Source organism: Actinomadura darangshiensis, from assembly GCF_004349235.1.
Taxonomy (GTDB): Bacteria; Actinomycetota; Actinomycetes; order Streptosporangiales; family Streptosporangiaceae; genus Spirillospora; species Spirillospora darangshiensis.
On record NZ_SMKY01000252.1, the window covers coordinates 1 to 12,910 of the forward strand.

14 protein-coding genes are annotated in these 12,910 nt (G+C 69.9%); 8 read left to right on the forward strand and 6 right to left on the reverse strand.

Translation table 11 applies throughout. The features are described from left to right. The first annotated feature begins 362 nt into the window (after positions 1 to 362). Positions 363 to 1,244: a DUF1906 domain-containing protein gene (locus tag E1293_RS35895; RefSeq protein ID WP_132202713.1), complete on the forward strand. Its 882-nt coding sequence runs from the start codon at positions 363 to 365 to the stop codon at positions 1,242 to 1,244. Positions 1,245 to 1,256: 12 nt separating this feature from the next. On the opposite strand, the gene E1293_RS35900 is transcribed toward E1293_RS35895, so the two are convergent. From E1293_RS35900 to E1293_RS35910, 3 genes are all read right to left on the reverse strand, one after another. Next, positions 1,257 to 1,688, reverse strand: coding sequence for an HIT family protein (locus E1293_RS35900; RefSeq protein ID WP_207939284.1), 432 nt, complete (start codon positions 1,686 to 1,688; stop codon positions 1,257 to 1,259). 225 nt (positions 1,689 to 1,913) lie between these two features. Beyond that, a complete protein-coding gene (locus E1293_RS35905) occupies positions 1,914 to 2,321 on the reverse strand; it encodes an ADP-ribosylation/crystallin J1 (protein WP_243717046.1) in 408 nt (135 codons plus the stop codon). Positions 2,322 to 2,363: 42 nt separating this feature from the next. Further along, positions 2,364 to 3,197, reverse strand: coding sequence for a dioxygenase family protein (locus E1293_RS35910; RefSeq protein WP_132202717.1), 834 nt, complete (start codon positions 3,195 to 3,197; stop codon positions 2,364 to 2,366). A gap of 113 nt (positions 3,198 to 3,310) precedes the next feature. Between E1293_RS35910 and E1293_RS35915 the strand changes: the two genes are divergently transcribed. From E1293_RS35915 to E1293_RS35940, 5 genes are all read left to right on the forward strand, one after another. Then, positions 3,311 to 4,627 carry an SGNH/GDSL hydrolase family protein gene (locus E1293_RS35915; protein ID WP_207939285.1) on the forward strand — a complete coding sequence of 439 codons (1,317 nt, stop codon included), beginning with the start codon at positions 3,311 to 3,313 and terminating at the stop codon, positions 4,625 to 4,627. 42 nt (positions 4,628 to 4,669) lie between these two features. Then, positions 4,670 to 5,383 carry a bleomycin resistance protein gene (locus E1293_RS35920; RefSeq protein WP_132202719.1) on the forward strand — a complete coding sequence of 238 codons (714 nt, stop codon included), beginning with the start codon at positions 4,670 to 4,672 and terminating at the stop codon, positions 5,381 to 5,383. 983 nt (positions 5,384 to 6,366) lie between these two features. Continuing rightward, positions 6,367 to 6,600, forward strand: coding sequence for a hypothetical protein (locus E1293_RS35930; protein ID WP_132202721.1), 234 nt, complete (start codon positions 6,367 to 6,369; stop codon positions 6,598 to 6,600). After that, positions 6,557 to 7,483, forward strand: a complete 927-nt coding sequence (locus tag E1293_RS35935; protein ID WP_132202723.1) for a helix-turn-helix transcriptional regulator — start codon at positions 6,557 to 6,559, stop codon at positions 7,481 to 7,483. The genes E1293_RS35930 and E1293_RS35935 overlap by 44 nt, the downstream gene beginning before the upstream one ends. A 526-nt stretch (positions 7,484 to 8,009) precedes the next feature. After that, positions 8,010 to 8,930: a DMT family transporter gene (locus tag E1293_RS35940; RefSeq protein WP_132202725.1), complete on the forward strand. Its 921-nt coding sequence runs from the start codon at positions 8,010 to 8,012 to the stop codon at positions 8,928 to 8,930. Between the two features lie 34 nt (positions 8,931 to 8,964). Here the strand turns inward: E1293_RS35940 and E1293_RS35945 are convergent, their stop codons facing one another. The 3 genes from E1293_RS35945 to E1293_RS35955 form a co-directional block, all read right to left on the reverse strand. Beyond that, on the reverse strand, positions 8,965 to 10,743 hold the full coding sequence (locus E1293_RS35945; RefSeq protein WP_132202727.1) for a M64 family metallopeptidase: 1,779 nt from the start codon (positions 10,741 to 10,743) through the stop codon (positions 8,965 to 8,967). A gap of 124 nt (positions 10,744 to 10,867) precedes the next feature. Next, complete coding sequence (locus E1293_RS35950) at positions 10,868 to 11,659, reverse strand: SDR family NAD(P)-dependent oxidoreductase (RefSeq protein ID WP_132202729.1); 792 nt, start codon at positions 11,657 to 11,659, stop codon at positions 10,868 to 10,870. A gap of 17 nt (positions 11,660 to 11,676) precedes the next feature. Continuing rightward, positions 11,677 to 11,886, reverse strand: a complete 210-nt coding sequence (locus E1293_RS35955) for a hypothetical protein (protein ID WP_132202731.1) — start codon at positions 11,884 to 11,886, stop codon at positions 11,677 to 11,679. Positions 11,887 to 12,095: 209 nt separating this feature from the next. On the opposite strand from E1293_RS35955, the gene E1293_RS49780 reads away from it, so the two are divergent. Both E1293_RS49780 and E1293_RS35960 read left to right on the forward strand, forming a co-directional pair. After that, a complete protein-coding gene (locus tag E1293_RS49780; protein ID WP_021592723.1) occupies positions 12,096 to 12,215 on the forward strand; it encodes a DLW-39 family protein in 120 nt (39 codons plus the stop codon). A 22-nt stretch (positions 12,216 to 12,237) separates the two neighbouring features. Beyond that, positions 12,238 to 12,910: HAD-IA family hydrolase (locus E1293_RS35960; protein ID WP_243717048.1), on the forward strand; the 673-nt coding region annotated here is incomplete at its 3' end.

Consider the following 12,910-nt stretch of genomic DNA (forward strand, 5'->3'; position numbering starts at 1 on the left):
CCGCCCCCACGCCCCCCGTGGTGCGCGCCGTCATCTAACCGGCCCAAGTGCCGCTGCGCCTAGACGAGAACGTCTGCCTGAATCCGTTCCCTGGCGGTGGCATCCCAGCGTTCATCGGTGACCTCGCTGGTCAGTCCGCTCAAGGCCATGGCCACAACATGGGAAGTCGCGCCGAATGCGACTCGTCACGCGCTCGGAAATGTCCGCCGTCATCCGGTCACGGTCGCGCGCGGGCGTTCTTGCCAGGCGAGGGCGCGCTGCGGGTGGTGCTTAGTGCGGCGTGGATCACTGGTGTGGCGGTCTTGGGGCGGCGCGCGGTCGGCGCCGCTAGGATCGCGGCGCTCGGACAATTGGAGGCGGACATGACCATTTTCGGCATCGACTATGCCTGGTCCCATCCGAGTGTCAGCGCGATGCGGTCGGCCGGTGTGAAGTTCGTGTGCCGGTACCTGTCCCATGACGCGAGCAAGAACCTGGACCGTGCCGAGGCCGATCGGTTGTCGGATGCCGGGATCTGGATGGTCGTGGTGTGGGAGACGACCGCCAAGCGTGCCCTGTCCGGCAAGGCCGGCGGGGCGGACGACGCCCGCGAGGCGGCGCGGCAGGCCAAGGCATGCGGGATGCCGGAAGACCGGCCGATCTACTTCGCCGTGGACTGGGACGCCACCCCCGGTCAGCAGGACGACATCAACGCCTACCTGGACGGGGCAGCGTCGGTGATCGGCCGGGACCGGGTGGGGCTGTACGGCGGCTACTACCCGGTGAAGCGCGCCCTGGACGCGGGGAAGGCGCGGTGGGCGTGGCAGACCTACGCCTGGTCGGGCGGCCAGTGGGTCGGCCGGGCGCAGATCCAGCAGTACCGCAACGGTGTGCAGGTCGGCGGCGCGGACTGCGACTACGACCGCGCCATGGAGGCGGACTACGGACAGTGGCGCGTGGGCGTCACGGGAGGAGATGACATGCCCCTGTCCCAGGAGGACATCGAGAAGGTCGCGGCCGAGACGGTGAAGGAGCTGCTCCACGCGCGCTACAACCGCCGGGGCCACACCGTCGGCCTCGCGCTGGAGACCGCCCGCGACGGCATCGTCGAGCTCCTCACCCGCACCCCGGACGTGGACGATGACGCCATCGCCGCGGCGGCCCTCGCGGGTCTCACCCCGGAGAAGATCGCCGCCGCGATCCCCGAGGAGGCCGCCGACCAGGTGGCGGCCGCGCTGGCGGCGCGCCGTTCCGCCGCCGAGTAGCGAGTCCGGCGGTTAGGGCTCGGCCAGCCGGTCACGAAGGCGCGCGGTGAGCTGGACGCGCACGTTCCTGGGTGCGGGACGCCTGTCGGGGTTGGGGATCACCAGGTCGTCTCCGTCGAAGCGCGGGATGACGTGGACATGAAGATGCGAGATCACCTGGTCTGGCGCATTGTTGTTGTTCATGACCGTGGTCCCCATTGCGCCGAAGGCGGCCGGGGCGGCGCGGGTGACCCGGGTCACCACTTCGAGCAATTCCGTCAAGAGCGGCGGCTCGGCCGCGTGCAGTGCGGTGACATGCGCTACCGGGCAGACGAGGACCTGGCCGGGGTTGGCGGATCGCTGTTTGAGAGCCGTCGAGACGAACACCCGGTCGGTCCGGAAGGCGACCAGGTCGTCGTCAGTCTCACCGCTTCCGATCATGCAGAAAGGGCATTCGTCCTTCACGCGGTCATCGTCACACATGTGTCCGTCCCGGACGATCCCATCGGCGGCGGTTGTTCTTGTGGTCGGACGGCGCTCGTGCCGCGATGTTGAGAAGAGCCGGCGGCGGCTCCTGTAAAGCCGGCGGCGAGGGCGCTGTCGTCTGATTGGCAACCGCCGCTCCATGTAGCGTCGGCGACCGTTGCGGTCACGGTGACCGTGGCCGACTCCGTCGCTGGTCTGCGCAGGTCAGGGCTTGTTATCCAGAGGATGAGGCTGTTTATCCACAGGCTGTGGACAATTGGGTCCGGTTTCGGCGTGGAACTCGTGGACGACTTCGATCCGGCCGACGATGTGAGCGTTGAACTCCTCGAGTTCTTCTGCGGGGACCCACAGTTCCAGGATCGTCCGGCCGCCGGCCTGGCGGACGGGGTAGCGGGCGGCGAAGGCGGCGTCCACCTCGAATCTCGTCACGTATCCCGAGCCGTGTGCGGGGACGTTCCAGTCGCGTGCGATCTTGATCGCGTAGTCCTCGTTGAGGACGGGATAGAAGATCGGCTGGTCGGGCAGCCGCGGGGGCCAGGAACGCCAGTCGCAGGCGCGTAGGAGTTCCAGTTCGGCGGGGCCGACCGGACGCCAGAGGGTGCGGGTGGGCATCTGCGGAGTCTGCCCGGAACGTGCGGCCTTTGGCCAAGGCATTTACGCGGGTTCTCTGGTCAGCGTCAGGTCGAATTCGGTGTGCCGGACAGGGTTCTCGTCGGTCGGCCCAGCGAACTCGACGATGAGGCTTTGCTTGACGGCGAAGACCGCGTCGGAGTCCAGGTACGGACTGCCCGCGACGAAGACGTGGGTCGTGAGCGGGGTATGGCCTTCCGCGCGGACGATGAAGTGGATGTGCGCTGGACGGTACGGATGGCGTCCGGTGGCTTCGAGGAAGCGTCCGATGGGGCCGTCCGTGGGGATCGGGTAGTGGCTGGGCACGACGGTGCGGAAGTGGAACCGGCCCTCGGCGTCGGTGTGGAAAAGTCCGCGTCCGTTGCCGGCCGGTTGGATCCCGGGTTGCTGGACGTCGTAGAAGCCCTTCTCGTTGCACTGCCACACGTCGACCTCTGCGCCGGGCAAGGGTGTGCCGTCGGTGTCCACAACATGTCCGGACACCAAGCACGGTTCTGCTTCACCCACCAGGTCGATGCTGTCGCCGAGCGCGCGCGGGGGCGACTCCACCATGTGGAAGGGGCCCAGGACGGTGCTCTCTGTGCCGCCCTCGTTCTCGTTCAGGGTCTCCACCAGCATCGACACGCCCAGGACGTCCGATAGCAGCACGAACTCTTGGCGTGTGTCCGTGCAGGTGTGTCCGACCGCGGTGAGGAACTCGATCGCCTGTTCCCACTCGTGGATGGACGGCTTCACCTCGCGGACGAACGCGTGCAGGTGGTGGGTGAGCGCATCCAGCAGTTCGTGGAGGCGAGGGGACGCGGTGTCGCGGAAGCTCTCCTGGACGGCCTGGGTCGCGGTGTGCTCGTTGAAGTCCACGAATGCCCTCCTGTCCACAACCTGTGGAAAACCTTGCGGTGGGGACAACCCCACCTTCGATAGTGGTGCCGGCCAGGATGTTTCGCGGCCCGCCGACCGATGGAATCGACGGCATGGACCTCCCCACGCCAGGCATGCGCGCCGCGAAGATCACCCTGGGCGCGCTGGTGGCCACCGCGATGGTGGCCGCGATCACCCACACATCATCCTCCATCCCTTCGGTCCGCGCGCAGTTGCACGACGCGGCCGTTCCGTCCGGCGGGTGGACGGCGGCCTGGGGTGCCGGAATGCAGCCCGCGGTCGCCGGCGACGATCCCAACTGGTCGCGCAAGGGCTTCGCCGACCAGTCCGTCCGGCAGGTCGTGCGGGTGGGGGCGGGCGGCGCCGAGGTCCGGATCCGGCTGTCGAACGCCTACGGGACGCGGCCGCTGCGGGTGGCGGGCGCGTCGGTCGGACGGTCCGCGGGCGGCGCCCTGGTGTGGCCGAAGACGATCAAGCCGGTGACGTTCGGCCACGCGTCGAAGGCGGTGGTCCCGGCCGGGAAGGAGCTGGTGAGCGACCCTGTGCCGCTGTCCACATCGCCGCTGGAGCGGCTGGCGGTCACGATGCGCTTCGCCGCGCCGACCGGGCCGGCCACTTTCCACAGGTACGCGATGACCCGGTCGTTCCGCGCGCCTGGCGATCACCTTTCGGACGTCGGCAAGGACACGTTCACCGAGTCCACGGCCTCCTGGTACTACCTGGCGGGCGTCGAGGTCGCCGGGCGGCCTGTCCAGGGCGACCCGGCGGGCGGCAGCGTCGTCGTGTTCGGCGATTCGCTCGTCGACGGCGTCGGCTCCACCCTGGACGCCGACGCGCGTTTCCCGGACGGCCTGCAGGAACGCCTCATCGCCGCGCGTCGTCCACGCGGAGTGGTCAACGCGGGGATCGGCACGGGGAAGCTGCTGCGCGATTCGGCGTGCGGGGGCGAGAAGGGACTGTCGCGGTTCGGGCGGGATGTACTGGACCGTCCGGGCGTCCGGTCCGTGATCGTGCACCTGGGCGCGAACGACATCGGGGCGCCGGAGGTGGACGACCCGTGCGTCCGGCCGAATCCGAAGGTGACGGCGCAGCAGCTCATCGCAGGGCACCGCGCGCTGATCCGGGCCGCGCACGCGCGCGGCGTCAAGGCGATCGGCATGACGATCCTGCCGATGAAGGGCGCGTTCTTCCCGCTGTGGAGTCCCGCGGGGGAGAAGGTCCGGCAGGCCGTGAACCTGTGGATAAGGACCGGTCACGAGTACGACGCCGTCATCGACGCGGACAAGGTCATGGCCGATCCGGCGGATCCCGAGATGCCGCGGCCCGGCTACGTCTACATGGACGGCCTGCACCCGAACGATGCCGGCTACCAGGCCCTGGCCGCGGGAGTCGACCTCGATCAGCTCTAGTAAAACTTGACTACCAGGCATCGGGCTTCCTAGGCTGCGATCATGGGCGAGAAGGCGATTCCGATCTTTCCGTGCCGCTCGATCGAGACGACCTGGGAGTTCTATCAGGCGCTCGGCTTCGAGCGGACCACCTGGCAGACGCGTCCGAACCCGCATCTCGCGGTCCGCCGGGGCGATGTCGAGCTGCAGTTCTTCGGCTGGAAGAAGCACGATCCGGCCGCGTCGATGAACATGTGCTACATCACCACTACAGATGTGGACACCCTGTACGAGGCGTTTCGCGGCGGACTCCGGCAGGCGCTCGGCCGTGTCCCCGCCCGCGGGCTTCCGCGCCTGAGCGCCCTGCGGGACATGTCGTACGGCGTCCGGCAGTTCCTGCTCAGCGACCCGGACGGCCTCCAGCTCCGGATCGGCCAGCCCATCTCGGACGACACGCGGCACGCGCCGATACCGGAGGAGAAGGTGGCCAGGGCGCTCCACATGGCGTCGCTTCTGGGCGACTCGAAGGGAGACCACCGGGCCGCCGCCAGGATCCTCGATCGGCTGCTCGGCTCCGGCGAGCCGCTGACCGCGGCCGAACGGGTGAGGGCCCTCGTCCTGCGCGCCGACGCGGCCGTCCACCTGCAGGAATGGCCGCGATTTCAGGCTCTCGCGACCGAGGCTCGCGCGGTCGATGTGCCCGAGCCGGCCGCTCCCAGCCTGGCCGACGACCTCCGCCGCCTGTCCGACCTGGAAGCCGCCGCGGCAGAGCCCTAAGCCCGCCGGGCTCGGGTCGCGACCGTGATCGTCCGGCCTGCGCGAACCACCTCGCCACGGTTGGGCGTGGCCTCGGGGCCTGTGGGAACTCGGTGGACGGCTGGGGACGTGGTTGGGGATTCCTGTGGGTAACGCTGTCCACCGGCGCGGTGGCGATGTGGAGAGAATCCGCCCACAGGCTGTGAACGGGTTGTGGGCAACGTGGCCGTCATGGTGGTCTTCTCGCTGGTCAGCGGCTTTTCCACGACGTGGACAACTGAGCGGGCGGGCTGGGGGCAAGCTGGGGAAGAATGGTGGACGCAACATCGGGCCGTCGTACCCAGGTTGTGCACGATAGTTATCCACAGGTTGTGGATTCTGTGCACTGCGTCGCGACCGGGGCGATCCTTGAGAGGACGGCGCGCCCTGCGCCGTCCAGACCGTGGAAAGCCCGGCTGTTCTGGGGATCCGTCTGTGGACGCGGCCTCCGGATCGCCTACTCCGGCGGCGAGGGAGGTGTGTGCAGTGGTCGTCCACAGCTTGTGGAAAACGATGCTAGAGGTCTCTCGCCGACGGGCGCCGCGGCTTGTAGCGGGTGGAACTCGTGGCTCGGTCGCCCACTCATGGGGTGCGCAGCGAGTTCGGGCGGAGGCGGCTTGAAGATGAATCACCGGTGGCCCGCGTCGACGCCGGGGAGGCCCAGCACCTCCCGGATGAACGCGCGATCCGCCTCGGCGTCCCGGCTGCAGAGGATGGCGTGCGTGCCGAGTCATTACCCGGCCGCGCCCACCGATCGGTGATGCCGGTGACGAGGTTGGAGGTGTTCTCTGTCGGTTCGTACATGACGCGCGCGATTCGGTTTCGCACCGCGGCGGCCGAGGGCGCGCCGTGCCCAGCGGGGCAAGGGCTCGCGGGCGTACGGTGGTCTGCGGCCGCTGCGGAGCGCGGCGCAGAACCCGCTCCGACCTGCGAACACCAGTTCGAATGCGTGCTACGCTCCCGGCATGGGGCACTTGCTGAACGAGCCGGTCCGCGCGGAGCAAGATCCGGCGGGACGGCTCACCGCGTACGAATGGCGGGGGACGCGCTACGCGGTGGACGAGGTGCTGAAGACCTACGGGACGGCCCGGGAGGGCAGGGTCTACCGGGTGCGGGTCACCGGCGCCGAAGGCGTGGCCGTCGTGGAGCTCGGCCGTGACGAGGACCGCTGGCGGCTCCGGCACGTCTTCGCGGCCTGACGCGCGGACGACGCAGGACGGGCTCGCCGACCGGGCCCTGTGGACGCGCGTGGGCGGCATCCAGGGGGCGCCGCTCGACCTGCTGACGGCCCGTATCGGCCGCCGGCACTACGCGCCGCACATGCATGACGAGTATGCGATCGGCGTGACGGTCGACGGCCTGGAGACCATGCGCTACCGGGGCGAGAAGATCTACTCGGCGGCGGGCAGCGTCGTCGTGGTGGAGCCCGGCGAGGCGCACACCGGCGGCCCGGCACGTCCCGAAGGCTTCGCCTACCTGTGCTTCTACCCGGGCGCCGACCTGCTGGGCGCGGCGGCGACCGCGGAACCCGGCCCGGCGCCCGCCCAACCGCACTTCCGCAACCCGATCATCGACGACCCGCGGCTCGGTGCGGAGCTCCGGCTCGCCCACCGCGCGCTGCGGCTCGGCGACGACCCGCTGGAAGGCGAGTCGCGCCTGCTCGACGTGCTCGGCGCGCTCGTCCAGCGGCATGCGGTGTCCGGTCCGAGAGCGACCCCGGGCCACCGCAGAGTCGAAACCGGACGAATCGCGCGAGATGTCGTCACCCGCCTCTGCGACGAACTGCTGGACCCGCCCACCCTCGCCGAGGTGGCCGCCGACCTGGACCTTTCCCGCTACCAACTGCTCCGCGCCTTCCGCGATGCGATGGGCATGCCCCCGTACGCCTGGCTCGCTCAGCACCGAGTGGCCCGTGCCCGAGCGCTCCTCGACGCCGGACACCGTCCGGCCGAGGCGGCGGCCCTCGTCGGCTTCGCCGACCAGGCGCACCTCACCCGCTGGTTCCGCCGGGTCGTGGGCGTGACACCCGGCGCCTACCGCAACAGCGTTCAAGACACCGCCTTCCGCCGTCCCGCATCCTGAACATCCGCCCAGGAACGCCGAAGCTCGCCCTCCGGACACCAGGAGCCGCGATCGACGTCGTACGGCGGCACCGGGCACCATCATCCGGTGACCTGGACATCCAACCGACCCCCGGCACAACCGTGGTGATGCCGGTCGGTACACGTTGCCTGGCGCACCCTGCCTACGCACCCGGCGGGTGCGGGCTCGTGACCGGCACAACCGTGGTGATGCCGGTCGGTGCACGTTGCCTCGCGCACCCTGCAGAGGCACCCGGCGGTTGCGTGGCTCATGACCGGCACGACCGTGCCGTGAAGTGGATGAAATAAGCGAATACCGGGGTTCATGACCGGCGTGACTGCAGCGGTGCTGGTGCCAGTGCGCCCGGTGGACCTCGTCACCCGCGTGAGTGGGCTGGCGCCGGTCGGTGGACGCCGGGTTCGTTGGGGGCAGACGTGATCGCGATGGTGCTGGTCGTGCTGACGTCCAAAGGACCGGGTGTTTGGCGGTGGGAGACCGGTCCGGGTGGACGGGAACGGAGGTCGGGTTGAGTCGCCATGGCTGGGTGCTGTTCGCGCTGATGGGCGTCCTTTGGGGCATCCCCTATCTGATGATCAAAGTGGCGGTCGAGACCGTCTCGGTGCCCATGGTGGTGTTCTCGCGGACGGCGCTCGGCGCGCTCGTCCTGCTGCCGCTGGTGCTGAGAGCCGGGCAGTTGGACGTCGTCCGGCGGCATTGGCGTCCGCTGCTGGCGTTCACCGCGATGGAGATCCTTGGGCCGTGGGCGCTGCTGTCGGACGCCGAGAACCGGCTGACCAGCTCCATGACCGGGCTGCTGATCGCCGCCGTCCCGATCGTGGGGGTGGTGCTGGCCCGGCTCACCGGTGACGCCGAGCGGCTGGGCCCGGTGCGGTGGGCCGGGCTGCTGGTCGGGCTGGCCGGCGTCTGCGTGCTGGCCGGGCCGCATCTCGGCGGTGGCAGCGGGTGGGCGATCGGTGAGGTCATGCTGGTCGCACTCGGCTACTCGATCGCACCGATGATCGCCACCCGGCGGCTGCACGACCTTCCGAGCCTGCACTTGGCCGCGTTCTCGCTGGCTGTCGCCGCGCTCATCTACGCCGGTCCGGCGATCGCCACCCGGCCGGAATCCATGCCGGGCGGACGCGTCCTCGCCGCGCTGATCGGGCTCGGCCTGGTGTGCACGGCGCTCGCGTTCATCGTGTTCTTCGAGCTGATCAGGGAGGTCGGCACGTCCAGGGGCATGGTGTTCACGTACGTGAACCCGGCCGTCGCCGTCTTCGCCGGCGTCGTGTTCCTCAGCGAGCCCCTCACCGGGACGATCGTCGCGTCGTTCGCGCTGATCCTCGGCGGTTCCGTCCTCGCAACCGTGCGCCGCTCCCCGTCTCCGGTCGCAGCGCCCACGTCCGACCGCGTCGCCCAAGAACCCGAGCCCGCCTCCGATCACTAGCCTTGCCAAAGCACCTTCGTGGGGGCCCGGTGGGTCAGCGTAGGGTCACTGTGAATTTCTTGGGGTTGGTCGTGTTTCCGGCGGGGTCGGTGGCGCGGTACTCGATGGTGTGGCGGCCCTTGCCGAGCTTGCCGTAGGTGAGGCTGTCGATGACCGTGCCGTTCTCGGTGAAGAGCCAGGGGGCGGACGAGTCGGTGGGCCAGCCGAAGTAGTTGAACCAGCCGTCGCCGTCCACGCGGAACTCCGAGACGACCACGCCTGGACGGTCGTCCGCGCCGGTGAGGCGCATGGTGAACGGACCGTCGAAGACGTACTTCCCGGTCCGAGCTCTCGCGGCCTTGGAGAGTTCGTACGTAACGGTCGGCGGCTGCGCGTCGATCGTCCAGGTGCGGCTCTCGGAACCGGTCCGGGCGACGAGGGTGTGCGTGCCCTTGGCCAGGTGGAGTCGTCCGAGATCGATGTCCCGGTCGCCGCCCCTTGCGCGATGTCCGTCGAGTTCCCAGCGAACGCGGGGGACGCTCTGCGCGGGGTGGGTCGTCTCCGCGTATACGACGGAATTGGCACCGACGGGCTTGTCGGTAGGCGTGGACGACGTGAAGTCGGCGGGCACGGAGTCGGGCGGGGTTGTCACTCCGGTGTCGATCGTCCAAGTGCGGGTCTGCGTGAGGGCTGCGGACGACCGTACTGCCGGGTCCCGGACGAAGGCGGTGGGGTCGGTCACCGTCACCTTGGCCGTGTGCGTGCCCTTCTTGAGGTGCAGCCTGCGGAGGTCCAGGTTCGCGTTCCGTCCGGCGGTCTTACCGTCGACCGTCCAGGAGACCGACAATCGGTGGTCGGTCGGATGCATCGTTTCGACCCACAGCACACGGTCGTCCCCTACAGGTGCGTTCGTGGGGGTGTTCGCCTGGACAAGGTTGACTTTGCCGGAGATCCGCTGCGTCATCCGCTCGCGCGCGACCTGGTCGTAGTAGTAGCCGAGCGTTTTCATCATGGAGTGCTGGCTCGGCCTCCACACTCCCTTGCTGAAGTAGAGGCCACCCTCGTAGCGGCCTATGGTGCCGCCTGATTCGCTTCGTTCACCGAGCCACCGCCACCACTTCTTCTTCTGCGCCTTCATCTCCTGCTCGGTCAGCAGCGTGTGGTGGATGGAGTCGGGCTCAGGACCGCTGTACGTCCCCCCAGGGACGCCACGCTGGTAGTAGTCGTACTCGTCGTCCAGCCCACCCAGGGAGTGGCCGAGTTCATGTGGGGCTATGAGGGCTGACATCGCGTTCCCACCGGAGGCCGTCGCATACGTCCCGCCTGCACCGCCGTAGGTGTCGCTGTTAGCGAGCGCGAGGATCTGCCGGTTTCCCGTCGACGTCCCTTGGACGAGGTCCGCGTACGTCTTGGCCGCCGCAGAGTCCATGACGAGGAGGCGTTGAATGCCGTCGTCGCGGCAACCGCTCCAGAACGCCATGCTCAGCGGCGTGCTCCGGCGCGGAGAGGAGAGCGCCGGGTCGCAGCTCACGCCCGACTCGGCCGACGGGGTCTCCACCGCGTAGACGTTGATGTAGCTGCGGTACGACTTGAACGGCTCGATCGTCCACAGATCGTTCAGGTGCTTGGCGAGGTGGGTGCGGAACTTCGGCATGTCCGCGGCCGTGTAGCCGTCCCCGAGGACGACCAGGTTGAAGCGCTTGGCGGGGTCGCCGGTGATCTGGACCGGGACCACCGTCGCGTCCGCAGGTTCCGCCGCCCACGCCGGTGCCGTCAGCGCCGACAGGACGGTCGCGGCCGCCGTCCCGATCACGATCTTGCTGCCCGTCCACATGTGCGGACCTCCTCGCGGCGGGGGCGCGCGGCAGGCGTGGGGTGCGGGCCCGGACGCTGCGCCGGCTCGGCCCGCTGATCAAGCGGGCCCGCCCGGATTATCGCCGGAAGATCCGGATTTGTCGCTACCGTTTGCCACGCTGGCCGTCCGCGAGGTCCTCCGCGACCCGGTGCCCGCCCGCGCGCCGCTGCACGGCCGCCGACAGGACGGGTGCGAGGCCGCCGATCCGCGCGCCGATCCGCAGCCCGAGCGGCGCCACGTCGACCTCCGCGATGTTCCGTTCGATCGCCCGGACGGTCGCCCGCGCCACGTCGCGCGGCGACCGGGTCCCGACCCCCTTGGGCAGCGTGACGCCGGCCTCGGCGAACATGCCCGCGTCCCGGATGAACCCCGGGAACACCGTCGAGACGCCGATGCCGTGCGGACGCAGGTCCTCCCGCAGCGCCAGGGCGAATCCCCGCATACCGAACTTCGTCGCGTTGTACAGCGACGCGTGCCCGGACGCCGTCTTGCCGGACAGCGACGAAATGAACACCAGCTGCCCGCGGCCACGATCGGCCATCCGCGCGGCGGCGAGCTTCGCCATCACGATCGGCGCCCGCAGGTTCACGTCCAGCGCCCGGTCGATCTCCGCCACGGAGTACTCGGCCAGCAGCCCGGACGCGGGCAGTGCGGCGTTCGCCACCAGCACGTCCACCCGGCCCGCCTCGTCCAGCAGGCTCTCGGCCGCCGCGCGATCCGCCAGGTCGGCGACGATGGCGCGGCCGCCGAGCCGCTCGGCCAGCGGTTCGAGGACGTCCGCCCGGCGGCCCGTCAGCACGATCCGTCCGCCGCGGTCGGCGAGCGCCTTCGCCAGCGCCTGGCCGATTCCGCCGGTCGCCCCGGTCACCAGGACGTTCGCTCCGCGCAGATCCATGCCGTGATGATGGCCGATCACATGCCGATCCGCCACAGCAGCAGAATGATCGACGACAGCACCAGCCCGGCCGCGCCCAGCGGCACCTCACCCAGCGCGATCATGGCGGCGCACCCGGTGGCGGTCACCCCGGCGACCAGCACCATTCCGCGGCCCCCGGACGCACGCTCGTCCGGTTCGCCCGAGTCGAACTCGCGTTCCCAGCGCCGGAAGTCGTCCTCTGCCATCGGTACTCCCGAAGGTCGTCACCCGGATTATGCGGCCGTCCCGGCCACGCGAAACGTGACGGATTCTTTGGACGCGCCGTCCGATGACCCCGACTGGGTGCTGATCGCCCGGCAACGGTTGCTAGGCTGCGGAGAGCCCTGGGGGAAGCAGGCACTGATGCGCGATTCCCGGGTTTTGACTTGATAGTCGAGGTGAAGGGGTCCCCACCGTGAAGAAGCTGCTCGTCCTCGCCGTCGTCGCACTCGGTGGCTTCGCCGTCTGGCGCAAGCTCCAGCAGGACCGCGCCGAGCTGGACCTGTGGACCGAGGCCACGTCGTCCGACAACTGACACGCTGGCGACAGGCCCCGGCGTGAGCGAAGCAGAGCCGATCACCGTCGCCTGCATCGATCTCGCCGGGACCACCGTCGCGGACGGTGACACCGTCGAGTCCGCCTTCGCCGAGGCGATCGCCACCCTGGGGATCGTCTCCGGCACGGCGGCTTACGACCGTGCCCTCGCCCGGTTCCGCGACGCGCGCGGCGGATCGAAGATCGGCCTGTTCCGCTCGCTCTTCGACGAGGCCCGCGCCCAGGTCGTGAACCTGGCCTTCGAGCGCTCCTACGACCAGCTCGTCGATCGGCACGGCCTCAAGCCCGTACCCGGCGCCGACGACGCCCTGCGACGTCTCCGCGGCGCCGGTGTCCGCGTGTGCCTGCTCACCGGCTTCGGCCGCAACACGCAGGCCCGCATCCTCGACACCCTCGGCTGGTGGGACCGCGCCGACCTGACGCTCTGCCCCGAGGACGTCCCGCGCGGCCGCCCGTGGCCCGACCTCGTCCTGACCGCGGCCCTCCGCCTCGGCGTGGACGACGTCCGCCACATCGCGGTCTGCGGCGACACGGCGAACGACGTCCTGTGCGGCCGCCGCTCCGGCGCGTCCATCGTCGCCGGCGTCCTCACCGGCGCCCACTCCCACGACCGCCTCCGCGGCGCCGGCGCCACCCACATCCTCCCGAGCGTCGCCACCCTCCCCGACCTCGTCC